Raw genomic sequence first — 25,764 nt, forward strand, 5'->3', positions numbered from 1 at the left:
CCGTCTTAGATACGAAAAAGACCTCACCAAAAAATCGGCAAGGTCTTGCAAACAACTGTAAATTAGTTGCCAATAAAGCCGAGGATGGACATCCTGTACTGACGACTTTACTGTATAGCTACTCCCCTTAACAGAAGAATTCATTTATTTAGTTACATTACAGTAAGTATAGAGGATATCATGCTCATGGGTCAAATTTAAGAATCTGAAAAGAGTCAGTCCCAAATAGGAGATAACAGATTTTTGTCGAATAGAATAGATGTTGGTAATCATGTTGTTTGTAGATAAATATGAAGGGAAACCTATTTTGATTCCAAATCTAAAGAAAAAACATTCCCTCCACCCGTAAGGATAGGCAAACGAATGAAAAAGGGGTTCCATTATGAGATATAACTATGATATGAAGCGGATAGGATGGATGCTCTTTGCCTTTGGGGTATTTGTTTTCGTGCTATTCAAAACCGTAGAGAATTTCCAAGAATATAAAGAGCTGAAGCGTGAGGATGAAAGCGAACCGATGACGGCCGTGGTTTATGAAAAAACGGCGGCACAGGACCTATTGTATGGAAAAACGTATTACATGGTTTTACTCAATGAAAAACTCACAGGTAAGGTTGCTTGGAATTTGGATATTGGACAGAGGGCGTATGTAGAGAAAGAGGAATTTGACAAACTCGAAATCGGAGATACGGTTAGCGGATTCAAAATCGATGGTACTTTTCATAATCAGGAGGATTTAAAGGGGGAGTATTCTTCCTATTATATTGGCCTGGCTTTCGTCAGCATTTATATCTTTGGTTATATCTCGTATTGGTTGAGTAAAGTTAGGTTTGTGGTAACCTTTTTTCAGCGGATGGAGAGAAAAAAACTTTTCAATTCATTCCTAGGTTTCCTTCTATATGGTTTATTTTACGGAGGCATACTAATAGGTCTATTATTCGGTTTCTATTATATGGGGCAAATGGTGATGAACGCATATGATAAATATTCGGACGAGGGTCGAATCGAAACTACGGCTGTTGTGACCGATCATTTTGCCGACCGGAATTTAGGCCGTTATGCAGATAGTGAGTATTTTTTGGCACTCAGCTTTGAGAATCAAGCAAACGAGACCGTGTACCTGACGAAGGAAGTCACAAGCCATGCCTATTATGCATATAAAGATCAGCGGGTCCCGATTTCTTACAGTGAAGAAACTCCATACAAAATATATCTGCAGGAAACGAGCTGGAAAGACGTTTTTCAAATTATGACCACTAATGAGTTGATGATGTATTATATTGTATTGTTTATTACGGTGGCACTGATTTACGTGTTCATATGCTGGAGACGCTTTAAAAAGACAGGTTCCTATTTTCCTGTAAAGAAGGGAGATCCCCCACTTTCTAAGTGAGGGGATTTTTGGCCTGGTACTTTTTCAAGCGATATTGGAGGCTTTGCCGGCTTATATTCAAGGCTTTGGCTGCTTGGGAGATATTCTGGTTATGTTCATGTAACACCTTTTCCAAATAGAACTTTTCTGTATGCGCCATATAATCATCAAGAGGAAGGGTCCCTTGATGAGAGGGAGGGGAAGGCGCTTTGTTTTCCATCTCTGCTTCTTCCCTATTCGCTTTCTTTTTGAAGAGAGTGGGAAGGTGCGAGATTTTTATGTGCTTATCGCCAGGTTCTAGCAAATTCATGGCCCCTTCGATGATATGTTCAAGTTCTCTTACGTTTCCATGCCAGTCATAATCATAGAAAAGTTCGTAGGCTTCTTCGCTGATTCCTTCGATGTCCAATTCGAAAAGCGCATTGAATTTATTAATAAACGATTGGGCGAGCAATGGAATATCCTCTTTCCGTTCCCGAAGCGGCGGTATGAATAAAGACACCACACTTAAGCGGTAATAAAGATCCTTACGTAAATGGCCGTTTGATATGGCATCAATCGGATCTTCATTGATGGTTGCGATGACGCGGACGTCGATATTCTTATCTTTCGTATCACCTACGCGACGAATCTTCCTTTCTTGAAGGGCCCGTAATAATTTTGCCTGCAAATTGGGGTTCAGGGAATTGATCTCATCAAGAAGGATCGTGCCGCCTTCTGCTTGTTCGAACAATCCCGGTCTTTCGACAGAGCCGGTGAAGGCACCTTTCTTCGTTCCGAATAGGATTCCCTCTATTAAACTATCGGGAAGTGCTGCACAGTTCTGGCTGATGAATGGATGTTTGGAGCGACTGCTTCCATTATGGATGCTTTGTGCAAAAAGTTCCTTTCCCGTTCCAGTTTCCCCAACGATGAGGATGGTGGAAGAGGTTCTTGTCGAACGCTTGCTCTTTTCGATGACCTCCAGGAAATTCTCACTGACTCCTAGGATACTGTCAAAGGTATATTGGGTATCGCCCTTGTTTAATATATTATCCTTGATGATTCGTTCCAGGTTGGTAATATCCTTGGCTACTTCGATGGCCCCGATGATATTTTGCCTGGTGTCGAATATCGGATAGGTATTATTGATGGTCGAGATTTCCTGCCCCAGGCTATTGAAGTAAGTCTGTTTCGAGTTTTCGGTTGCATGGCCGGAGTGAAGGGCCCTGACCAGTGTGCTTTCCGTTTCTTCTTTGAACTTAAAGATGTCGTGAATCTTCTCTCCTAATACATCTTTTGAATCCATTCCCTCAATCTCCGCCATCTTTTTGTTATAGATGACCGTCAAGCCGTTCCTATCTATAATATGTATGCCTATATCAATCACATCCACAAGTGAATGGAGAATCGTTTGAAAACCTTCTATTCTCATAATCTGGTTTAAATCCATGAGGCACCTCCAGGTTTTTCCTTTTGTTGAAGCTAATTGTAAAGTAAATCCAATATTGGTGCAATTATTATTTGCACTGCAAGAATGGATGGCGGAAAGGTGCCAAATATTTTTGCGGATTTTATGAAAAAAATGGGTGAAACCCCTTTCCTGAAATATATTTTTTCTTTGAGTTAGGGTGTTTTTGATAGAGGCCTTTATTTTTGGCATGGAACTTGCTAGTTGATAGATAGGGGGACCTGAACTGATTTTTCAATCCTGAAATATGCTACATCTTCATCTACAACGTAAATCATAGCGGAAACGCTTAAATCATAGGGGGGAATTTATATGAAAACTGTGACGGAAAAGGTTATTGAACAAACTGAACAATATGGGGCAAACAATTATCATCCACTTCCCATCGTCATATCAAAGGCAGAAGGAGTATGGGTAGAAGATCCAGAAGGAAACAAGTATATGGATATGCTTAGTGCCTATTCAGCCGTGAACCAAGGTCATCGGCACCCAAAAATCATTCAAGCGCTAAAAGATCAAGCGGATCGTGTAACGTTAACGTCCCGAGCGTTTCATAGTGATCAATTGGGTCCGTGGTACGAAAAGGTGGCCCGTCTTACCCAAAAAGACATGGCCCTTCCGATGAACACGGGGGCTGAAGCAGTTGAAACGGCCATCAAGGCTGTTAGACGCTGGGGCTATGATGTAAAAGGAATCGCTGAAGACCAAGCGGAAATCATCGCTTGTATCGGCAACTTCCATGGCCGGACGATGACAGCCGTTTCTTTATCTTCCGATGATGAATATAGAAGGGGATTCGGGCCGATGTTGCCAGGAATCAAGTTGATTCCCTATGGTGACCTTGAGGCATTGAAAGCGGCCATCACACCGCAAACGGCCGGATTCCTGATTGAACCGATCCAAGGGGAAGCGGGCATCATCATTCCACCAGCCGGTTTCCTGAAAGCGGCATTTGAACTGTGTAAAGAAAATAATGTATTGTTCGTTTCGGACGAAATTCAGTCGGGCCTTGGCCGGTCAGGTAAAACATTCGCCTCCGATTGGGATCATGTTGTTCCTGATATGTACATTTTAGGCAAGGCACTTGGTGGTGGGGTTTTCCCAATCTCTTGCGTGGCGGCCAACCGTGACATCCTAGGCGTCTTCAACCCTGGTTCACATGGTTCTACATTTGGGGGCAATCCATTGGCTTGTGCGGTTTCCATCGCTTCCTTAGAGATTCTTGAAGAAGAGAAACTTGCGGAACGCTCGTTGGAATTAGGCGAATACTTTAAAGAAAGCTTGAAGGAAATCAATAATCCAAAGATTAAAGATATACGGGGAAAAGGCTTATTTATCGGAGTGGAGTTAACGGTGGAGGCAAGACCTTATTGTGAAAAATTAAAAGAGGAAAACTTACTGTGTAAGGAAACGCATGATACCGTGATCCGCTTTGCTCCGCCACTTGTGATTACGAAGGAAGAACTAGATTGGGCTATTGCCCGTATTAAAAAAGTTTTAGCTTAATGTCGCTTACTGATTCTGAGTCATGAAAAAAGGGTATTCCAAAAAAAAGCGTAGGCTTATCCATTTTGGAATGCTCTTTTTCGTCTGCAAGGATAAAGGAACTTTAAATCAAAGCGGTACAAATGAAATGTGTTCATATAGGGGGAGGAGAAAGAATGAATCATGACATCATTTATGTGAACGGAAAAATATTCACAGCCAATCCAACACAACCTTATGCAAGTGCTATGGTCATTCGTGATGGGCGCATACACTGGATTGGGGAAGAAGAAGAAACCAAAGGGATGACTGGAGAGCGCATGAACCTTCAAGGACGACGGGTGTTGCCGGGGCTCATCGATGCACACTTGCATCCATTGTATCTAGCCGGGTCTTCCAAGCAAATTTCCTGTATGCCGCCTGTTGTCGAATCACTGGAAGATTTAATTGATGAAGTTCGTAAGGCAAGCGAATCACAAGATTCCGGGGGTTGGATAGAAGGATGGGGATATGATGAGGGGAAATTAAAAGAGCGTCGTTCGCCTTCACGCTGGGATTTAGATCAAGCCACGACGAAGGTTCCCGTTATCATCACGCGCACATGCACTCACATGGTTGTGGTCAACAGTAAGGCACTGGAACTCGCCGGCATCACCAAAGATACACCAGACCCAGTGGGTGGAAAGATTGATAGAGATCCGTACGGTGAACCGACGGGCGTTTTACGTGAAAACGCAAAAGATTTAGTCCAACAAGTAATGCCCGTACAAACTGTTGAGGAAGAAATAGAAGGACTTGTGGAATTAAGCCCACAATTGCTATCGCATGGAATAACGGCCATTACGGATTTGATGGCAAAGCCTAAACCTGCGGATTATTTAGACATGTATCGTGCTGCTACGGAAAAGGGCATGAAGCAGCGTGCAGTCCTGTATTACATATGGGAAACCATTAAGGACGATCCGTTTTTAGCCAAGAACAAAACGAATAGAGACCAGGACAATTATATTGGAGGAATCAAGTTATTCGCCGATGGAAGCGTTTCTGGCCAAACGGCCTGGGTCAATCCGCCATTTTTAGGGGAAGGCGAGAACTATGGCATCCCGATGACCACTAAAGAGGAGTTGCTACTTGCCGGTCAAGCAGCCGAGGAGAATCGTATCCAATTGGTCATACATGCCATGGGTGAGCAGGCGATCGATTTAATCATCGATACCTTTTGCGGCAAGAAGGGCTGGATGGAAGATGGTCCCTCGATCAGGATTGAGCATGCGGCCATGCCGTCTAAGAAGGCCCTTCAACAGGCAAGTGAAATGGGAATCGCATTCGTCCCACAACCGATCTTTCTCTACGCTGAAATTGAATCGTACCTTACTAACCTTGGGGCGGAGCGTACGAAGCAAACGTATCCAATTCGTTCCATGTTAGATGCGGGTATCATGGTGGCCTTCTCATCTGATGCACCTGCAACGGCGTGGGCAGATCCGGTCAACCCATTTGTCGGGATGATGGCAGCCGTCACACGTAAGGCCTATGATGGAACGGATACAGGGCAGGAACAACGCATAGACATTGAAACGGCCATCATGCTTTATACAAAAGCGGCACAGGAAGTCACGCGCATCCCGGATGTTGGCCAGCTTGCACCGGGCTTTCATGCCGACTTTATTGTCCTAGACCGGGACATTTTGACCATCAAACCGGAAGAAATAGGGGAAGTGCAGGTTGAAGAAACGTATATGGCCGGTAAGAGGGTCTTTCACAAAGAAATAGCAGGGTGATGTTCAAAAGCAAGAGAAGGCGCTTGTACAGTGCTCTATATCTGGGGCTTCCTCTCTGGAAGCCCCTTGTTATTAGGCGAGAGGTATCCTAAAATTCTATATAGAATGGATGGGTGCTTTCATCCAAACAGCATTCAATTCTCTGACTGAAATTCCTGAAAGTCACCATTTCCAAAGCCTGCTCAATGGGATAATACCCCACTTCCAAACTCTCTGGTGACGTTGTTACTGTTCCTCCAACTGGTTTAGCTAAAAACAGTGTATTACAGATGGACTCTTCAACGTTTTGAAAGATCCCACAAAATTTCAAAACCTCTATATCCATACCTGTTTCCTCTTTCGTTTCTCTTATGGCGGCTTCTTTCAAGGACTCGCCTTCTTCAACTTGTCCCCCAGGCATTTCCCAACCTCGCATGGGCCCCTTGATTAATAGAATTTCCCCTTGCTCATTGATTACAATCGTTGCTGCTGAGACGATGTGTTTTGGTGGTGAGAAGATTTTCTGCGTGCCATGTTCCAATCGACTTCCCCATTTCTATTGTTTAGTAGTCTAGCTGTTGCCCGTTCCTCGGACTTCCTGCCTGGTGCTTCCTCCATAATACCACCACATGTAAAAAAATTCCTTTTTAAGCGTAGGACTCAAAAAGAAGGCTTCAAATAAATGAAACGATATACCTATATATACTCTTGGGGATTAAATCTCATCTAAGAACAATTATGGTAGAATAAAATAATAACCCAAATAAAGTAACCTCAGTATGTTTTATGAATTTTATTGGGACATCTTACATATTCATGTAACAGTACTAAGTATTAAGAAGGAGTGTCATTCAACTATGAAAATATCAGAATTAAAAAGAGAAGCAAGGCTTTCATTGAAAGGGAACTGGGGAACGGCATTAGCACTTTCGTTAATCATGTTCTTGGTTAGCATTGTCATACCCACCACATTAGAAATCATGTTAAGTGGAGGGTGGGCAGAATGGTCAAACCAGGAAGTGACGCCGATATGGGCGTCTGCAATGGATATGCTTATATCGATTTTAATAATACCGTTCTCGATAGGTATTTACTGGTTTTATCTTGACCTGGTAAGAATGGAAAGTACATCGTTCGAGAAAACATTTTCGATTTATAAGGATGGGAAAATGTTTTCAAAAGTGATCATTGTATCCATTGTGCAAGGAATATTCGTCTTTTTGTGGTCTTTATTACTACTCATACCCGGGATTATCAAAGCTTTGGCGTATTCCCAAGTGTTTTTCTTATTAAAAGATCATCCGCACTTAACGACGCTTGAAGCGATTACGGAGAGCCGAAGAAGGATGAACGGCCTTAAATGGAAATATTTTCTCATGTGCTTAAGCTTTATAGGGTGGGGAATTCTTTGTTTATTCACGATAGGAATCGGATTCCTCTGGTTGGTTCCTTACGTTGGGACAACGATGGCTGCTTTTTATAACGAATGGATAGCCTCTCAGGATGAAAATGAAATAGTGGAATAATCTTTTAGCCGGTAGCATAATTGCTGCCGGTTTTTTTATGTAAGGAACTTCATAAAATTATAGAATGGGTGGGTAAAAAGTGGTGGGATGGAAGGTTCATGGTTACTCTTGGGTATTTATCTTATAATGGTGTAGCTTACTATTAAAGGTAAATTTAGAAATTACATAGTGGAACATGACGATTCTAGTAGGAATTTTGAAAAGATAGGGGTCGATATCATGACTGAAGTTATTGCCGTAAAAGAAATCCCACAGTTTAAGACACGTACAGAGGAATTCAGCCCGTACGATTGGTGCAAAAAGATGCTAGAAAATGATTCTGTGATCTATCACAAGGGAACGGATACGTGGAATGCTTTTAAATATGACCATGTTAAACTTGTACTCAGCGATTACAAGCATTTTTCGAGCGTACGTAAACGGACCACGATTTCAGTTGGTGCAGATAGTAAAGAAGGGGCCATCCCTGACAAGATTAACTTGATTGGGGTGGATCCACCCTCACACAGAAAACATCGTTCGCTTTTAGCGGCTGCCTTCACGCCCAGGAGCCTACAAAACTGGGAGCCTCGCATTCAAGAGATCGTGAATGAACTGATCGAGGACATAGGGGACTCCGAAATGGATATTGTCCATTCATTGACAAGCCCCCTTCCTATCATTATTATGTCTGACTTGCTGGGGGTGCCTTCTAAAGATCGATTGCTCTTCAAAAAATGGGTCGATATCTTATTCCTTCCTTTTGAAAAGGAAAAAGAGGAAGAAGTTAATAAAAAGAAGCAAATAGCCGCAAAGGAATACTATGAATATATCTATCCTATCGTTTTGGAAAAGCGCTTGAATCCAGCAGATGATATCATTTCCGATTTATTGAAGGCGGAAGTGGATGGAGAAACGTTCACAGATGATGAAGTGGTACGGACGACGATGCTGATATTGGGAGCAGGAGTGGAAACGACCAGCCACTTGCTGGCCAACTCGTTTTATTCGCTTTTGTATGATGACCCTACCGTTTATGAAGAACTGCACCAAAACCCGGAATTGGTACCACAAGCGGTCGAAGAAATGCTGAGGTACCGGTTCAATTTAGTCAAATTGGATCGCACGGTCAAAGAAGATAATAATCTATTGGGCGTGGAACTTAAGAAAGGTGACGTCGTGATCGTTTGGATGAGTGCGGCGAACTTGGATGAAGCCATGTTTGAAGATCCTTTCAAGGTAAACATCCACCGACCTAATAATAAGAAACATTTAACGTTTGGGAATGGCGTGCATTTCTGTTTAGGGGCACCGCTCGCCCGACTTGAAGCCAAAATTGCCCTCACCACATTCGTGAAGAAATACGCCCGCATCGAACCAGTCGAATCTTTCAATTTAGAAGACAGGCTGACCGATGCCGCGACGGGACAAGCCTTGATGTCGTTACCGATGAAGGGGTATAAAGCCTAAGATAAACCGGGACTGTCGAATAGACAGTCCTTTTTCGTATTCTGGCTTTTTCCATGTTTTATGGAACGGAATGACGTTTCAATCGTATATGTAATTAAATCACTTCTATAGGAGGCGGATAGGATGAAAATCAAGACGTTTTATGGCTGGACGGAAAAAGGAATGGATAAAAAAGTGAATGAATTCTTAGCGGCGGTCCCATCCATTAATGTTGTGGATATTAAGTTTGGTAGTCCGGTATTTTTTTTTAGTGCGATGGTCATATATAAGGAAGAGTTTCCATCAACTTAACAAATGGAAGAGAGGAGGCCCACTTTTATGGAGAAAGAAGTTGTCATCGTAAAAAAAGAAAGAAAAAAGAAGTATTATAAAATAGGGATGGTCCTTCTGATGCTATCTCTGCTCACTTGGCTCATTCCGGTTGTGGCGCCATTTACGCCTTTTTCGACAAACATAAAGGCGATGATCATTGGTGGAGCCATCATCACCGCCGAAATCATGTTCTGGGTAGGAGCCATTTTGGTTGGAAAAGAAGTGGCAGCGAGATATAAAAGTTACCTCCATCCAAAGAATTGGAGAAAGAAACGGGAAGGTGAGAATCATCGAAACTGAAATGCTGAAAATATTCAATGAAGACCGAACCCATATCGGTGAAGCAACGAGGGAAGAAGTGCATAGGCTCGGACATTGGCATGAGGTGTTCCATTGCTGGTTCGTCAGTCGGGAAGATGAAGTGGATTATCTCTATCTCCAACATCGCTGTTCTATGAAAAAGGATTATCCGGATTTGTTGGACATCACGGCTGCGGGTCATTTACTGGCTCACGAAACGGTGGAAGATGGTGTAAGAGAAATTAAAGAAGAGTTAGGCATCGCGTTATCTTTTGATGAGTTGGTGTCAGTAGGGGTGATGGAAGACTGTGCGATGATGGAGAATTTCATCGATAAAGAACTGGTCCATCTATTTATATATAAGAGCACGAATCCGCTGAGTGATTTCACCTTGCAAAAGGAAGAAGTGTCGGGAATCGTGAAGGTTAAACTGGAGGATTTCGAAAAGCTATGGTTCGGTCCTATAGAAGAGATACATATTCAGGGATTCGAACTGAATGATCTGGGTCAGCGCGTTACCGTCGATCAATATGTAGGCAGGGATCGATTCGTTCCGCACGAAACTTCCTATTACGAAGGCTTGATCCAGTCGATTAAACGTGAATTAAAATAAGAAAAAAGTCAGGGATTTGATGGTTTTTGTCGAAAAATCGATATATGGAGGTTTTTCGACGAAACAAATCCCCTTTGGGAAGATATCTTTCCATTTTAAGAAGATAAACTCGCTCCTTTGATAGAAAAATATCTCAGCTTATATAAGTCCTAGAGGGTAGTCAGTCCCCGTTTTGCGTCTCTAATTGCAGTAAGAATTCCTTCATTTCCAATCCGCCCCGGTATCCGGTGATTGCCCCATTTTTTCCGATGACCCGATGACATGGAACGGTGATTAGCACGGGGTTGGCCCCGATGGCCGTTCCGACCGCACGAACAGCGGTGGGTCTTTGAATCATCATCGCAATTTCGGAGTAAGAAGTGGTTTTTCCGTATGGAATCTGGTTCAATGCTTCCCAAATGGCTACTTGAAAAGCGGTTCCCCTCACATCCACAGGTAATGAAAAAGTCCGTCGTGTTCCCTCGAAATACTCATATAGTTCAGTAAGATAAGGATGTAACGCTTCTTCACTCTCCAAAAGAATCGACTGAGGAAACCGTTTTTGTATCCACTTTTCCAAATCTTCATAAGACTGACCAGGTGAACCGACATAACAGAGGCCTTTCTTCGTTTTCGCTATGTATAGATGCCATTTGTCGTATTCTAAAACCGCCCAATTAATGGTTTCTTTCATATTCCTCCTCCTTTTTTTAGAGATTTCTTCTCTTTTTAGTATACAAGAAAGTGTACTGTAACCAACAGTTCAATGAAAATTTACATACACTTAAAAAACAAATGGTAGTATAGAGACACGAAGAAATTTTGATATTCAGGGGGAAGACACATTGGGTCATAGTAAACAAAACAAATGGAAGGATATCAAAATAGCGGAAGTTCTTCAACTAGCCTTGAATACGGCCTTGATCTTATTGGCTTTATCGTTATGCGTATTACTTGCTAAGGAAATCTTCTATTTCATAAAGATGGCGCTTTATAATCCGGAAATACGGATAGAATTCGAACTCTTGGAACGCATTTTGATGTTCTTTTTGTATTTTGAATTCATCGCGATGATCGTTAAATATTTCAAAGAGGATTATCATTTTCCTATACGATATTTTCTCTATATTGGCATAACGGCCATGATCCGGCTCATCATTGTCTACCATGAAAATCCGGTACATACCCTTCTTTATACGTTATCGATTTTAGTGTTGATTATCGGCTACTATATCATGAGCTCCGCGACGGCACGGAAGGGAAAACTTTAACGAAAAATCTTATAGATGAAAGCGCCGTGGGTCATACCAGGGTGCTTTTTTCTATAATTTCCAATCAATCTAGAAACCTCCTTGACAATTACAAGTTACTAAAATATAATTACTTACATAAAGTAAGTTAATAAGGAGACTAGTCATGTGGTTCTTCCTAGAATGGGTTGCGGGGCAAGAGGTGATACTAGGCTTGAGGTCCGGTAACCGGATACAAAATCAATCTAGCATACGAGCGCAGCCCTTTCACATGGGGTCAATATATATATGGAAAGATAAGGAAGGGGTGTAAGGGTATGAGTAAATTTCATAGAAAACCAGTAACGTTTGTTGGGGAAGTGAGTATCAATGTCCTGAATTTGGCGGATGCCATTGCATTTTATGAAGAAATAATCGGTTTTCGAGTATTGGAAAAGACGAATCGTAAAGCCGTGTTAACGACGGACGGAAAAACGCCTCTATTAACACTGGAGCAGCCGGAAGATGTTATTCCAAAAGAAGGACGGACATCAGGGTTGTATCATTTTGCCCTTTTACTACCCACACGTGCAGACTTATCGGTCTTTTTACGGCATTTGCTTACCACCCAATATCGTTTCGGGGCGGCGGATCATGCTGTGAGCGAAGCACTATACATTACGGATCCGGATGGAAATGGGATTGAAGTGTATTATGACCGTCCATCGTCCGAATGGGAATGGGCGAATGGGGAAGTTAAAATGGTGACAGACCCGTTAGACGGTAATAGTATTCTGGCAGAAAGTGATGCCGCATGGAGTGGTTTGCCCGCCGGAACATTGATGGGGCATATTCATCTGCATGTAGCCAATCTAAAAGACACAGAGAAATTTTATACATCGGGACTTGGATTCAAGGTCGTGACCCGTTACGAAGGGGCACTCTTTACATCAACCGGGGATTATCACCATCATATCGGGTTAAATGTATGGAACGGTGTGGGTGTACCTACTCCTAAGAAAAACAGTGTAGGGCTGAACTGGTTTACTCTTGTTTATGCAGACGAAGAGGCGCGAAATAAAGTGATCGGACAGCTGAAACAAATAGGAGTAGAGGCCATACAAAATGATGAAGGGTATGTCATTACTGATCCATCGGGAAATGAAATCCATTTAGTGATCTTATAGGATTATTGTTGAAGGCTGGGGAAAATGTTGCGGAACACAATGTGACAAAGAAGGAATTTTAACGATAAAAAACACCTTATCTTCAATATTGAATATTGGGTAAAAAGTAAAAAATACATCCAGTAACTCAATCTTTTTGAGATAATGGTTAGTTTTAAAATAAAGTTTGAATAAAAACAACTCGTAAAACCTTAATTTAAGATTAATATGAAGCATCTATTTTGAAAAAAGATAATCAAAATGGATGCTTCTTTGGCATTTTGAGAAAAGTGTGATCATTTTCTACAGCATTACTCCATAAAAGCGCCTCATTGTGGAAGAACAATTAGCTTTTAATATCCGATTAATTAGAAAGATTATAATATTTAGTGGTTATAAAAGGTATACTGCAACAACTGCACAGTGGAAAGGTCACCGCGTAAACATCATCGATACTCCAGGTCACGTAGACTTCACTGTTGAAGTTGAACGTTCCTTGCGTGTACTTGATGGTGCTGTAGCAGTACTAGATGCACAAACAGGTGTTGACCTCAAACTGAAACAATTTGGCGTCAAGCTACGACATACGGTGTACCACGTGTCGTATTCGTAAACAAAATGGACAAAATCGATGCGAATTTGGAACTATCCATGATCGTTTGCAAGCAAACGCTATACTTTATTATTAGTATATATATTAATTTTGTAGTATGTTTAGGATAAATTACATAAGAAAGGAAAATAAATATGATACATTTAAAAAGCACCAAGTACTATCATCTTCTTTGTACAATCTACTATAAAAGTGGTTCAGAATATGGAATTGATGAATGGTTCAGTACCAAACAAGAACTTCAAAAACGATTGGATCATTTAGATGAAGAGTATGGAGGAAACCCTCAAATAAAAAAAATAGATTTTCATAATGATGAGGAATCTCTGGGGGAAATGTTTAATCACGTTCCATTATCAGAAATTATGAAATTGAATGAAGATATAAGAATATTAATAGAAGCAAATACAATTAATCACTAATTTTTTTATACCTCTGCTATACGGCGGAGCTTTTTCTTTGTTGTTAATCCCCCATGCGTGGAGATTGAAATATTACGTTACAAACTCTAAATAAAGTTGCATTAAATGTGAGACCAGTTAAGGTATTAATTCCCGAAAATGTAGGAGAGTTAGAAGCAGCTGATATTCGAGAGGAATTGAGTCAAATAATTTTAAACATGCTGTAAGATAAAAACGAGGACGATCTTCGAATGATGCTGAATGTTTCATATGAGATTTTTAAAACATAGAAATAAAATTAAAAGTAGCTTGTGAAAATTTTTTCATAAGCCTTTTTATTTTATTTCTTTAATAGATTAATATTTACCTTTGAATTGTTGCGAAATAAAATTAATCTGCAATATACATTTTTAAATTTAAATGTATAATATCCTTTAATTCAGTTAAGTTAAAAGGAATAAAAATACATATTATTAAAAATCATATTTAAGTAAATAAATGAAAGGATGAGTTGTGTTGCAAAATAAAAATATTGAAGAATATTTCAAAAATAATTTAAATATGTTTAGACATTTAGAAATGATTAGAGATAATCTTTGGTCAAAAGATGGTAAAAGTCGAGTGTCTGTAATGGTTGGAGCTGGGTTTAGCTTAAATGCTAGTAAAATTGATGATAATTTTAAAGGAATGGCCTTATGGGATGACTTAAAAAATATTTTAGTCAAGAAGTTGAGCCATCATGTAGATATCGAAGAAAAAGATATTCTTGAAATAAGTGAAATTTACGAAGATGAATATGGACGGGCTAGTTTAGATGAAATATTGAAAGAAGCAATTCCAGATGATAACTATCAACCAGATGATTTACATTATAATTTCTTAAATTTACCCTGGGCGGATGTCTATACTACTAATTATGACACTTTGTTAGAAAGAACAAAGAAAAAAGTTTATGAACGTAAATATCAAGTTATCTATGACATGAACGATATACCTAACTCTGTATCTCCTAGAATTATTAAATTGCACGGGAGTTTCCCTTCTAATAGACCTTTTATTTTTTCAAAAAAAGATTACGAAAATTACCCAAAAACATTTAGTCCTTTTGTTAATATGGTTCAACAGTCAATAATGGAAACTACATTTGTTTTAATTGGTTTTTCTGGAGATGATCCGAACTTTGAAAAATGGATTACTTGGGTGAAAGAAAATTTAGGTGAACATATGCCTAAAATTTATATGATAGGTTATGATCAAGAAAAACGTACAAAATACTTAAAATTAAAAGGTATTACCTTGATTGACTTTAAAAAGTTATATTGTGGAGAGAAAAATCCATATGCAGCAATGTTTTTAGATTTATTTGAGTTTCTTAATTTTAAAAATAGAGAAGAAAAAACAAAGTGGCCTTTTAAGACTTATAACAAGTTTAAGATTCCTTTAGAGGATTTAAAATACAATAGAGAAAATTTCCCTGGTTGGGTGGTTTTACCTAATCATATAAGACGTAGTTCCGTTGATAATATTAGGAGATTTGGAAATGAAAAAATACTTTCTTTAAAAGATGTTAAAAGTGGTCAAAACTTAAGTTATATAAAAGAATTATTGTGGTGCTATAAGATTTTTTACATACCATTAGAATATACCGTTCAAAATCATTTGCAAATGTTGATTAACGAAATTGAAGATATTAATTCTCGCGACTTATATATGATAGTTTGGTTTTTAATTAATAGTGCACGTTTGGATTGTAATAAAGATGATTTTTATAAATATAAAGCTTTATTAGAAAATTGCGAGTTAAACAATAGTCAAAAGAATGAAATAGTATATGAAGAAATATTATTACACTTAGTATTCAACGATATAGAATTCGTTAAAACAGCATTAAATGAATGGGAGGTTAGAGAAAGTGACATTGAATGGAGAATAAAAAAAGCAAATTTATTATTATCTGTAAATGAAGAGGAAAAAGCCCATAGCATTCTTGAAAACGTACTGCAATTAATAAGAAGTTTATTGGCTATTCAAGAAGATGATTACAGATTACTTTCTTTAGAAAGTATAGCTCTCTATCATCTGGGGATAATTAACAAAGGTTCAAATTATAGTTATGATAGATTAAGGGTTTTAAATATTAAAAACTGTAATGTAAATCAAGAATCAGAGCAAATAATGATTTCAATAAAATCTTATAGAAATGACTTAGGGACAAAAAAAATTCCTGGCTTCGATCCTGGAAAAGAACGAATCTCCTCAAAAGTTGGAGATTATTTTAAAAAAGAATTGCTCGATTCCTACGCTTTACTATGCATAAAAGAATGGTATAGAAGCCCTCTTGTAGACAAACAGCAGTATTTGTTAGCTTTAGAAAACTTAGACATACTATACCCTATTTATTCTCTAATGAAAAGAATACAAATTGTAGATTTAAAAGAAATTCATAATATATTCTCTAGGGAATATGTTTATTTAATAGAGAAAGAAAAATTAACTATCCTTGTAGATATATTAAAAACAAGTTTAAAACAAAAAGAGTACCCTATACTTAAGGAAGAGTTAGTTTTAGAGATAGTATCTAGGGTTTATTTTGCTTTAAGTCGAACAGAAAAATTAGAAATTGATGATCAGGTTATTCATTTTTTAGAAAAACAAGAACACTTTAGAAACAATGATGAACTAAAAAAGGTTCTAGAAACCCTATTAGAGAGAATTGCATTTGATAAAAACAAACAAGATAGAAAATCTTTCTTTGAAAAATTACTAGATTTACAATTATATAAACAGTGGCAGCAGGATAAGACTTTTTATAAAAACAATTTTTTCGAACCTTTTTTAACTCTCCTTTCTTTTGCAAATGACATTACAGAATTAGATATAAAAGAAAGTAAATTAATTGAAATGTTAAATTTACTAAAAGAGAGTGAAGATTTGAGTATAAGAGAAGCTTCGCTAATTAGAATGACTTTTCTAAGTAAAACCAAAAGCTTATTAGCAGTATATCAACGAAGATTTGTTGAGATTTTAATTACATTACCTAAAACCAACAGTCAGGGTATTAGCGAATTTATTTATAGTCATGTTTTTGATGAATTAATAAACTCTGATAAAGATATTAGCTCTAATGCCATTGATTCATTTTTAAAGAAAGATATACCTACTTTTTATAAAAAAGGGGTATACTCGAGTGGTACATCAATACCTAATTATTTCCAGGAAATCCAAGGCCTATTTCCAGATTATATAGGAATTAAAAATAAAAAGAGACCTGATTCAAAGTACTATAAAATATGGTTAGAAAATTTTTTTAAATGGTGGGAAGACCAAGAAGTTGGATTGTTACGTGATATCAATGAAGACATAGGATTTTTACCATTGCCAGACTATCTTAAGTTCGTAGTTGTATGTTTGAAAAATAATATTTTATCGGTAGCACCCTTGAATACTTTTCAAGCTCAGGATTATGAAAAGTTAAAAGAAATTTTTGAGAAGATTGATAATAAAAGAAATGACTTAAGTTTTCTTTTGATACCAAGTTTTGAAAAACTTCAAATACAAATCAGATACTCTATTACGGATATAATAAACAGTTTAAAATCTAAAGATTTAAATGCTGTAAAACAGGCCTTACATTGCGTATATGATTATTGTGTTTTAATGAACCCCGACCAAGATAGAATGAAAATTAACATAGTTAAACAAGAACTATTTTCAATGTTATATTATAGTACTGGCAAAACTTTTGGACAAGTAATAGAAAATTTAAAGTATATATTAAAGAATTGCCCAAATATATTTACTCAAGAAGAGTATCAATCACTACAATTATTTATCAATGAATACTTAGTTTTAATAGAGGGAGAAAAAATTAGTTTTAACACTTTAGAAGACTTTAATTTGATTTCTAACATAGCTGGCTTTGTAACATACTTAAACAAAGCTTCAAATAGTAGTTTGGATTTAAAAGCATGGATTAGCTATATTGAAAGTCATCGTTTGCCAGAAGTAAGAAAATACAGTGATATCTGGTACAACCAATAAAAGTAAGCGTCAAACAGCGCCCCCTGAAAAACAGGTGGGCGATATTTGATGCTTACAGAAAATGGCATTCCGTACAGGTTTTTTATTAATCTTTATTTAAATATCACAATTTTTATATTTCATTAAGAATTTTTTGTATGGCAGTTATATATCCTGCCTTATATACCTGGATGCCATCTCTTATCCTTTTTAACCATATACATTTTCCAAACAGACATAAAGATCTATCCCCATTCCTCAAGTATTGAGTCTTTTGACCCTGCAAATCGTTTGTCCTGTGCGGAATATATATTGAAGTGGGGGCCTTTCCATCGCTTGAATGATAGATTCGTACCACAGCAAGATTTGAATTTTTATGTTCAGGATAGACATCCTGTACCCATAAATGAAATACTTCACTATGCCTAAGTCCACTGCCATGCATAGAATAGTAATGGCAATATCACGCCAGTTATAACGGTTAACAAGATTTAATTCATAGTTCTTTCTAGTATTCTTAAACCCTCCCCATAGGAGCTTGTATTTTATTCTCGGGAAGACTTTTGTATCTCCTTTTGATAAGTATGGTTTTCTTCTTCTAACAGTATTACGAGGTAATTTTGCAGTTTCATAGATTTCATGAACATCATTTAAATGCCCTAGAAATAAGTTTTGACTTTTGTTTATCTGTGCCTTTCAGTTAAGTGTTTTTCATATCTTGTGGCTTTTCTCCAAGGCTTTAATTGAGCAGCTCCATATTCTTTATATAACCAATCTGATAACCATTTAAGCAGATAAAAGCATATTCGCTGTTTCTACTCTTTTAAGTCCCAAAGTGTCTATGCCTTCTTCATTTATTGTTCCTAAATAAACGAAATCCGTAAATGTATCAAAGAATTCTTTTGGATAAGAATAATATTTTGATTAGCTTCCATATAATCAAGCAATATTCCAACAGCTTGTACTAACATCTTATGCGAAGTTCTGCTTTTACTACGATTCTTCATTTGATATCTGTGTAATTGCTCAAAAAGCATTGTTGCTCCATCATACTCAACTATAAGAGTAGGAAAGTCTATGTTCCTCACTGTATTATCCCTATATGTTTTTGAAGATACCTGAACATATCTCATATATATCCTCTTATACCTATAGTTTGTTAATAAATATTTCATCCTAGATAAGGTGTTTTTTAAATGATGGATCATTTAAATTTATCAAACTCATCTAGTTTAACGACGGTTATTCCCAGATTATCTTCGGTAGGAGTCATAAGAATCTGTCCATTGAACCAAACTTTAAGCGAGATGAACTGCGGTGATAGGTAAGAACATTCGCTCTAAAAAAGAGAAATATGTTACGATTGATGGACCAGTTTAAAACGTGTTGATAACAAAAAGGTGTATCGTCACCCTCAGGAAGGAGCAAGGCATTGAATACCAAATTGAACGTGAACATCATAAAAGATATGTGCGGTACGGTCTCCTTCAAAAGAGGGGACGCTTTTTATCGTGCTAATAAAGTATTATTCGACTCATATGGCCCTAGTGGCTGCGAAGCGACGGTTTCAGGAGTCGAGGATTTTCACGTCACCATTGATGTGGATAAAACCGGGGGCTTCCATACGAAGTGCAGTTGCCCTACACTCGCCTCTTTCTCCAAGGATTGTCAGCATATCGCGGCCGTTTTACTTGCGGTATACCATCATCAGCGCCAAGGGACCGTCCCGACTCTTCAGTCCGAGTCGAGCCAGGAGCTGACGGATGGATTGCTGAGCCTTTTCAATCATCAGCCGGTGCGTTCAAGCGGACATCAACTTCACTTTGAAAATAGGGAAGTGCTTGATACGGAATTTATATGTAAACCTGTGATGGTGTCTAAAGGGCAGTATATGTTCGGGGTTGAAATGAAGATTGGATCGATCAATGTACCAAATATCAGGGATTTCCTGATGAGGATAAAAGAAAGGAGGCGTTCCACCGTCTCCCTATCCTTTCAATATGACCCAAGCCTGCACTGCTTTCAAAAAGAAAATGATGCCGTCATTCAGTCGCTGATCACGGTCATTTCTGATGAAAAGGTCTATCTGGATGCTTCCGGTCAATCAGGCTACACACAGATTCATTCCTTATTGCTTCTTCCGCCCTCTTCTTGGAAAAGTCTGTTTCCACTCCTTATCCAAGCACCTTTGGTGAAACTTCGGCATGACGGGACAATCGTGGACGGACTGCAAGTATCGGAAGACTTACTGCCGCTCCAGTTTGATTTTACCAAAACTGAAAGCAAGGGCTACCAGCTGAATATCAAGGGGTTGGATTCGGTAATCGTGATGAATGCCTATGATGTTGTTTTGGCTGATGGCAAGCTGTTTTCTTTGAAAAAAGAAGACTGCCAACGCCTTATCGAATTGAAATCGATGCTGGAGACTTCCGGGACGAATCGAATTCCGATTGCCTGGGATCAATTGGATGTATTCCTTGAAAAAGTGGTTCCGGGGTTGAAAAAAATAGGAATTGTCCATATTTCGGATTCGATTACCGAGCAGTTTGTGAAAACTCCCCTGATTGCCAAGTTATACTTGGATCGTGTAAATAACAAATTGCTTGCCGGGCTCGAGTTCCACTATGGCAATATTGTGATGAATCCCTTGGAAAGCCGGGAAAACAAAGCGGTCTCCATGCTCATAAGGGATGTGGAGAAGGAAAAGGTGATTCTTACGTTGATGGAAGAAAGTCAGTTTGCCAAGAATGAGGGCGGCTACTTCTTACATAATGAAGAGCTGGAATACGAGTTTTTGTATCACAGTGTGCCAAAACTGCAAAAGCTCGTCCAACTTTATGCGACGACTGCCGTAAGAAGTCGGATTGCCAGAGGGAATCCACCTCCGCAGGTGCGAATAAAAATTAAAAAAGAACGGACCAACTGGCTCGAATTCAAGTTTGAAATGGACGGGATCCCTGACAAGCAAATACGGGAGATCCTAGAAGCCCTAGAAGAAAAACGGAAGTATTATCGTCTTCGAAATGGTTCGTTACTGTCATTGGAAACAAGGGAATTCGAAGAAATTAACCGATTCTTGAATGCCCTCCCGGTTCAACATGAAGATCTGGAAAGCGGCTTAAATGTACCAATCGTGAAAGGACTTCAGCTTCTTGACTCCGCAGATGATGGCACATTCACGATGGAGGAGTCGTTCCGTCAGTTCTTGGAGAATATCCGCAACTCAAGCAATCTGGAGTTCGAGTTGCCGGAGCGTTTGCAGCCGATCCTGCGGGACTATCAAAGAAACGGCTATAAGTGGATGAAGAGTCTTGCAGGATACGGGTTTGGAGGGATTTTGGCAGATGATATGGGACTTGGTAAAACGTTGCAAAGCATCGCGTTCATCCTTTCTGAATTATTCGCCATTCGACAAAGGAAGCTTCCGGTCCTCATCGTTTGCCCCTCTTCTTTGACGTATAACTGGCTGAGTGAATTCATGAAATTCGCCCCGGAGATACAAGCTGTTGTCATGGATGGCAATCAAAAGGAGCGATCCAAGATGCAGAAGGAACTGGGCGAGGTGGATGCCCTAATCACGTCTTATCCGTTATTGCGCAAAGATATTCTCTGGTATGAAAAGCAGGAGTTCCACACGGTGTTTTTCGATGAAGCCCAGGCTTTCAAGAACCCTGTGACACAAACGGCACGCTCCGTGAAGAAAATCAAGGCGGACCACCGTTTCGCTCTCACTGGTACACCAGTCGAAAACTCTTTGGAGGAACTATGGTCGATTTTTCACGTCGTCTTTCCAGAGCTCTTCATGGGCTTGAAGGAATATAGTCATCTTTCCCGAAAACAGATTGCTCGCAGAATCCGGCCGTTTTTGTTACGCCGGTTAAAGGAAGATGTGCTGGAGGAGCTTCCGGAAAAAATCGAGACGTTGGAATCGGTGGAATTGCTTCCAGACCAAAAGAGACTGTATGCGGCCTACTTAGCGAAACTGCGTGAAGATACGTTGAAGCATTTGGACAAAAACACGCTTCGGAAAAACCGGATTAGGATACTGGCCGGTTTGACCCGGTTACGGCAAATTTGTTGTCACCCTGCTCTATTTGTGGATGGCTATAAGGGGAGTTCGTCAAAATTCGAACAGCTGATGAAGATTATGGAGGAATCGAGACTTTCCGGTAGAAGGGTCCTGATTTTCTCTCAATTCACGAAAATGCTTCAAATCATCGGCAAGGATTTAGCCATACAAGGGCAATCCTTTTTCTACTTGGATGGACAGACCCCATCAAAAGAACGGGTTGAAATTTGCAATCGGTTCAACGCGGGCGACCGTGACGTCTTTCTCATTTCCTTGAAGGCAGGCGGCACGGGACTCAATCTGACGGGTGCCGATACCGTGATTTTATATGATCTATGGTGGAACCCAGCCGTCGAGGAACAAGCGGCGGACCGAGCACACCGCATGGGCCAGAAGAATGTGGTCCAGGTCATCAAGCTTGTGGCCCGTGGCACGATTGAAGAAAAAATGAATGAACTGCAGGAGAAAAAACGGCATCTGATCGAGGAAATCATCGACCCTGAAAATTCATCGTCATCTGCCCTAACTGAGGAAGACATCAGGGAAATATTGAAGATATAAAAAAAGCGGCAGCCAAGAAGGGGAAACTTCTGGCTGCCCTTTTTTATCTGTACGACCATTCTCTGTGATAAGAAGGAAAGTATGCAAGCGATACGTTCAAGTAGAAAAAGAAAAAGTGAACAAACAAAAACCCTATCGTTAAATAGGGTCAAATCGATTTCTTCATGCCGCATTCTCTGCATGTACGAATATATACATAATCCTTAACGGAACTTTTGAACTGAGCATTGCCGCAATTATCACAACGACCACTGACTATGTCAGGAAACTCTGCATAATCATAAATGATTGTGGTGTCATATACCTTTTTTTCTTTTGGAGTTTCTTCAGACAAAGTAAATCACCTTCATTATGTTATTTAACACATTTATCATACCAAAAAATGAGGGCAGTAGGAAATCAATCAGGAAATAAACCTAGCCATTATATATTTTTGCCCTGTTAAAAATATCCCCCAAGCCACGAGCCCAAGGGGGATAGCCAGCCCTACATGAATGGATTGCTTTAATGCCGTATAAATCACAACTAGCATGGCCACTGTAGCGGGAAAACCTGCCAGAACGCCCAGTGTGAATGTATGGATATTCTGAGTGGGCTCTCCCTGAACCGTTAGCCAAATTATACTGAGGATACTGATTAATGGCAGAGCAGCCACAATCCCGCCATATAAAGGGAATCGTCGGGCCATTTCCGTTACAAGTCCAATGATGACCGCGGAACTGGCTATTTTAATGAACAAATACATTAAGTAGATACCTCACTTAATAACCGGAATGCTTCTCTTATTTGTTCCCTTTCAGAAACGGATAACTTGCTAAGCGCCTGTTGTAGTTTTTTCTCATCCAATTCCGTGTTCTTTTTTAAAATGGTTGCACCGACATCCGTTAAATGTAAATACACCTTACGCTGATCATCTTCCGATCGCTCCTTAAGCACCCATCCGTTTTGCACCAATTTTTTGACATGCTCAGAAGCTGTATTGTGGGAAATCGATAATTGTTCGGCAATATCTCGGATCATAACATCTTTCCTTTTTTGAATTATTTGCAAGACTCGTACGCTTTGATGGGAAATGGCTTCTTGTTGTTGCGGATGTAAATGAAAATAGATATCCGTGAAGTAGTCATTGATTTCCTGTATCATGATTACCCCTCCTTTTTAAATCGCCTGAAACGAATATATCGTATTATACGATATAAGGTCAACGGAAAAATGCCCATTTTTACCAACTATCCGCATTCGCCCTGAACCTTTCTAACATCCATTACTTAGAATATCAAAGGAACTAGTATAGATGACCATCTAGAAAAGGGGTATACCCATGACACTTGAGTATAAAGTGAGGAAAAATGTTCTACACCTTACGGATAAGGAAAAAAAGAAATACATCACTGCCGTTTTAGCCTTAAAGGAAAAAGGGATCTATGATCGATATGTCGCCTGGCATTTGGCAGGAGGGGCGTTTCAAACTCCGCCGGGAGGAGATCCAACCACTGAAAGCCCTGCACACAATCATGCTAATCCAAGCGCAAGGAGTGTCGCGGAGAATTTACATGGAAATCATAGAGACCATAGAAGTGCCGCACATATGGGGCCAGCATTCTTGCCATGGCATCGCGATTTCCTTTGGCGCTTTGAACGTGATCTCCAAAAGATTGACCCAAGTGTGACCATTCCATATTGGGATTGGGCGGCTGATTCGGAACTGGAAGATCCGTCTTCATCCCCAGTTTGGGACGATGATTTTATGGGGGGGAACGGAAACAGGAGAAATGACTTTCTTGTCACAGAGGGACCTTTTGCAGCGGGACAGTGGGAAGTCATCGACGAACAGGGGAATCCTGCAGGGGGATTAAGGCGAAACTTTGCTGCAAGTGAACCGGTAGCGACCTTACCGACGAAAGCAGATGTGAAGGAAGTGCTGAAGGTCACTCCATATGACTCGCCTCCTTGGAATACGACGAGCACCCCGAGTTTTCGCAATCAACTTGAAGGGTTCATAGATGGACCTCAACTTCATAATCGTGTCCATGGTTGGGTTGGGGGCCATATGGGATCTGTCCCTACCTCACCGAATGATCCTGTTTTCTTTTTGCATCATGCAAATGTAGACCGGATATGGGTAATGTGGAAAATCCTTAACCGGCAGGAAAGATATTTGCCAAGAAAAGGGGGACCATTCGGCCACAATTTACATGATCCCATGTTTCCATGGGACACGACGCCTAAAGATATGATCAACCATCGGAAGCTTGGGTATATTTATGATATGGAGAGAAAGGCTGTCAAAGGAGAGCATTGATACGAAAAGCGGTAACAAAAAAAACGCGGTGAATACAATCACTGCGTTTTTATAGTGATCAAGCGCTCTCGGAAGAAGGATCCGCTCTCTTTTCTCTCGTGTGTGAAACGTAGCTATGCAGGATCATTCCAAGAATCACGATGAAGATTCCTAACCAGGAAAGGGCGGAAGGAATCGGGAGCGATAAAAATACCAGTTCACCAGCTAAGGCGAATAGGACCTCCATTGATTGTGTCGCTTCAACGGAAGCTAGTTTCTGCATGTTCCCCCGCACCATATCGGTGGCCTTGAAAAACAGGACCGTTGCAATCACACCTGAAAAGAGGGCAACCAAAAGTGATTGGAAACTCTGCATCATCGTTGGCGCCCCAACGGTGAAAAAACCATACAACGAAAGTAAAAACCAAAACGGGAGGCTTGCCAATGTCATGCCCAACACCCGTTGGTAGGCATCCAAACGTCCTCGAGAAACGTCCATCATTTTACGATTTCCAAGTGGGTAAGCAAAGGAGGCAAGAAGGACCGGAACGACACCCAACAAGAGATTGCTGAATGTAATATGCTTGGTGTGCTCCACCTGCATCAATATAATTCCAAACAGGATGATCAAGGACATGCTAAGCCCTTTCAAGGAGATTTTGCCTTTTTGCCTTAGAAGCCCATCCTTTGTTTCAAACATTTCAAAAAATAGCGGGGCGAGTAAAGCACCGGATATGATCGTGACTTGCCAGGTCCCGGCGATTAACCAGCCAGGTGAGTATGCCGAAGCATAGCATAATGGTGCATAAAATAACCCGAACCCAACGAAACTCCAAAGTAGCCAAGTTCCGGGTTGTTCTTTCATCACAAGGAGAAGAGGGCGAAGGTTTTTCCTGCTCAGAACGATACATAGCAGAAAAGGAACCATAAAGATATATCTTAAGGAAGCGCTCCAAATCCAACTGCCACCAGCCAATTCCATCGACTGATTGAGAACGAAGGTAAACGCAAAGAAGAGAGCGGAACAAACCCCTATTAAAATCGGTCGCAATCGACTCACCTCTATCTGTTTTTTTGCCACCAACCCCATCATATCGGACGCAAGATTCAATGGGTACCATAAAGATGTATACTCAGTTCGGAATAATTATCAGAATATTGAAACCTGATTCTTTGTT

21 protein-coding genes and 1 pseudogene are annotated in these 25,764 nt (G+C 39.8%); 15 read left to right on the forward strand and 7 right to left on the reverse strand.

Annotated features, from left to right (window positions below; genetic code table 11):
* Positions 1 to 382 precede the first annotated feature (382 nt).
* The gene (locus tag ACIQXR_RS15060; RefSeq protein WP_402873798.1) at positions 383 to 1,393 is read left to right on the forward strand and encodes a hypothetical protein; all 1,011 of its coding nucleotides are present in this window, start codon (positions 383 to 385) and stop codon (positions 1,391 to 1,393) included.
* Here the strand turns inward: ACIQXR_RS15060 and ACIQXR_RS15065 are convergent.
* On the reverse strand, positions 1,386 to 2,804 hold the full coding sequence (locus ACIQXR_RS15065; protein ID WP_402873799.1) for a sigma-54 interaction domain-containing protein: 1,419 nt from the start codon (positions 2,802 to 2,804) through the stop codon (positions 1,386 to 1,388). The genes ACIQXR_RS15060 and ACIQXR_RS15065 overlap by 8 nt on opposite strands.
* Positions 2,805 to 3,134: 330 nt before the next feature.
* Here ACIQXR_RS15065 and ACIQXR_RS15070 point away from each other — a divergent pair, with 330 nt between their 5' ends.
* Positions 3,135 to 4,328: an ornithine--oxo-acid transaminase gene (locus ACIQXR_RS15070; protein WP_402873802.1), complete on the forward strand. Its 1,194-nt coding sequence runs from the start codon at positions 3,135 to 3,137 to the stop codon at positions 4,326 to 4,328.
* Between the two features lie 155 nt (positions 4,329 to 4,483).
* The gene (locus tag ACIQXR_RS15075) at positions 4,484 to 6,088 is read left to right on the forward strand and encodes an amidohydrolase (RefSeq protein ID WP_402873805.1); all 1,605 of its coding nucleotides are present in this window, start codon (positions 4,484 to 4,486) and stop codon (positions 6,086 to 6,088) included.
* An 88-nt stretch (positions 6,089 to 6,176) separates the two neighbouring features.
* Here the strand turns inward: ACIQXR_RS15075 and ACIQXR_RS15080 are convergent, their stop codons facing one another.
* Complete coding sequence (locus tag ACIQXR_RS15080; RefSeq protein WP_402873808.1) at positions 6,177 to 6,608, reverse strand: NUDIX hydrolase; 432 nt, start codon at positions 6,606 to 6,608, stop codon at positions 6,177 to 6,179.
* Between the two features lie 316 nt (positions 6,609 to 6,924).
* Here ACIQXR_RS15080 and ACIQXR_RS15085 point away from each other — a divergent pair, with 316 nt between their 5' ends.
* From ACIQXR_RS15085 to ACIQXR_RS15105, 5 genes are all read left to right on the forward strand, one after another.
* Entirely contained in the window at positions 6,925 to 7,593 is a 669-nt protein-coding gene (locus ACIQXR_RS15085; RefSeq protein ID WP_402873810.1) for a DUF975 family protein, read from the forward strand.
* Positions 7,594 to 7,809: 216 nt separating this feature from the next.
* Positions 7,810 to 9,042 carry a cytochrome P450 gene (locus ACIQXR_RS15090; protein WP_402873937.1) on the forward strand — a complete coding sequence of 411 codons (1,233 nt, stop codon included), beginning with the start codon at positions 7,810 to 7,812 and terminating at the stop codon, positions 9,040 to 9,042.
* 123 nt (positions 9,043 to 9,165) lie between these two features.
* The gene (locus tag ACIQXR_RS15095; RefSeq protein ID WP_402873812.1) at positions 9,166 to 9,333 is read left to right on the forward strand and encodes a sporulation protein Cse60; all 168 of its coding nucleotides are present in this window, start codon (positions 9,166 to 9,168) and stop codon (positions 9,331 to 9,333) included.
* 27 nt (positions 9,334 to 9,360) lie between these two features.
* Positions 9,361 to 9,654 (forward strand): transporter suffix domain-containing protein, encoded by a 294-nt coding sequence (locus tag ACIQXR_RS15100; RefSeq protein ID WP_402873815.1) that lies wholly within the window; start codon positions 9,361 to 9,363, stop codon positions 9,652 to 9,654.
* On the forward strand, positions 9,566 to 10,267 hold the full coding sequence (locus ACIQXR_RS15105) for an NUDIX hydrolase (RefSeq protein WP_403080299.1): 702 nt from the start codon (positions 9,566 to 9,568) through the stop codon (positions 10,265 to 10,267). The genes ACIQXR_RS15100 and ACIQXR_RS15105 overlap by 89 nt, the downstream gene beginning before the upstream one ends.
* Positions 10,268 to 10,427: 160 nt before the next feature.
* On the opposite strand, the gene ACIQXR_RS15110 is transcribed toward ACIQXR_RS15105, so the two are convergent.
* Positions 10,428 to 10,940, reverse strand: a complete 513-nt coding sequence (locus ACIQXR_RS15110; RefSeq protein WP_402873819.1) for a methylated-DNA--[protein]-cysteine S-methyltransferase — start codon at positions 10,938 to 10,940, stop codon at positions 10,428 to 10,430.
* Between the two features lie 151 nt (positions 10,941 to 11,091).
* Between ACIQXR_RS15110 and psiE the strand changes: the two genes are divergently transcribed.
* The 6 genes and pseudogenes from psiE (at position 11,092) to ACIQXR_RS15140 (ending at position 22,305) form a co-directional block, all read left to right on the forward strand.
* The gene (psiE, locus tag ACIQXR_RS15115) at positions 11,092 to 11,517 is read left to right on the forward strand and encodes a phosphate-starvation-inducible protein PsiE (RefSeq protein ID WP_402873822.1); all 426 of its coding nucleotides are present in this window, start codon (positions 11,092 to 11,094) and stop codon (positions 11,515 to 11,517) included.
* A gap of 296 nt (positions 11,518 to 11,813) precedes the next feature.
* Positions 11,814 to 12,662 carry a VOC family protein gene (locus tag ACIQXR_RS15120; RefSeq protein ID WP_402873825.1) on the forward strand — a complete coding sequence of 283 codons (849 nt, stop codon included), beginning with the start codon at positions 11,814 to 11,816 and terminating at the stop codon, positions 12,660 to 12,662.
* Positions 12,663 to 12,999: 337 nt separating this feature from the next.
* Positions 13,000 to 13,315 (forward strand): annotated as a pseudogene (locus ACIQXR_RS15125) (GTP-binding protein); the annotation flags it as partial.
* A 73-nt stretch (positions 13,316 to 13,388) separates the two neighbouring features.
* Positions 13,389 to 13,676: a hypothetical protein gene (locus ACIQXR_RS15130; RefSeq protein ID WP_402873828.1), complete on the forward strand. Its 288-nt coding sequence runs from the start codon at positions 13,389 to 13,391 to the stop codon at positions 13,674 to 13,676.
* Positions 13,677 to 14,171: 495 nt separating this feature from the next.
* A complete protein-coding gene (locus ACIQXR_RS15135) occupies positions 14,172 to 17,696 on the forward strand; it encodes an SIR2 family NAD-dependent protein deacylase (RefSeq protein WP_402873831.1) in 3,525 nt (1,174 codons plus the stop codon).
* Positions 17,697 to 19,107: 1,411 nt separating this feature from the next.
* The gene (locus tag ACIQXR_RS15140; RefSeq protein WP_403080300.1) at positions 19,108 to 22,305 is read left to right on the forward strand and encodes an SNF2 helicase associated domain-containing protein; all 3,198 of its coding nucleotides are present in this window, start codon (positions 19,108 to 19,110) and stop codon (positions 22,303 to 22,305) included.
* A 148-nt stretch (positions 22,306 to 22,453) separates the two neighbouring features.
* Here ACIQXR_RS15140 and ACIQXR_RS15145 read toward each other — a convergent pair whose 3' ends face one another.
* The 3 genes from ACIQXR_RS15145 to ACIQXR_RS15155 form a co-directional block, all read right to left on the reverse strand.
* On the reverse strand, positions 22,454 to 22,639 hold the full coding sequence (locus tag ACIQXR_RS15145) for a DUF8096 family protein (RefSeq protein WP_402873837.1): 186 nt from the start codon (positions 22,637 to 22,639) through the stop codon (positions 22,454 to 22,456).
* Positions 22,640 to 22,708: 69 nt separating this feature from the next.
* Positions 22,709 to 23,050, reverse strand: coding sequence for a DUF3147 family protein (locus ACIQXR_RS15150; RefSeq protein ID WP_402957901.1), 342 nt, complete (start codon positions 23,048 to 23,050; stop codon positions 22,709 to 22,711).
* Complete coding sequence (locus ACIQXR_RS15155; RefSeq protein WP_402957900.1) at positions 23,050 to 23,448, reverse strand: MarR family winged helix-turn-helix transcriptional regulator; 399 nt, start codon at positions 23,446 to 23,448, stop codon at positions 23,050 to 23,052. Before ACIQXR_RS15155 ends, ACIQXR_RS15150 begins: the two co-directional genes overlap by 1 nt.
* Before the next feature lie 178 nt (positions 23,449 to 23,626).
* Here ACIQXR_RS15155 and ACIQXR_RS15160 point away from each other — a divergent pair, with 178 nt between their 5' ends.
* Positions 23,627 to 24,607 carry a tyrosinase family protein gene (locus ACIQXR_RS15160; RefSeq protein WP_402957898.1) on the forward strand — a complete coding sequence of 327 codons (981 nt, stop codon included), beginning with the start codon at positions 23,627 to 23,629 and terminating at the stop codon, positions 24,605 to 24,607.
* A gap of 58 nt (positions 24,608 to 24,665) precedes the next feature.
* Here ACIQXR_RS15160 and ACIQXR_RS15165 read toward each other — a convergent pair whose 3' ends face one another.
* Positions 24,666 to 25,637: a DMT family transporter gene (locus ACIQXR_RS15165; protein ID WP_402958069.1), complete on the reverse strand. Its 972-nt coding sequence runs from the start codon at positions 25,635 to 25,637 to the stop codon at positions 24,666 to 24,668.
* Between the last annotated feature and the right edge of the window lie 127 nt (positions 25,638 to 25,764).

The sequence above is a fragment of the Peribacillus sp. NPDC097224 genome (assembly GCF_044761985.1).
In the GTDB taxonomy this organism is placed as follows: Bacteria; Bacillota; Bacilli; order Bacillales; family DSM-1321; genus Peribacillus.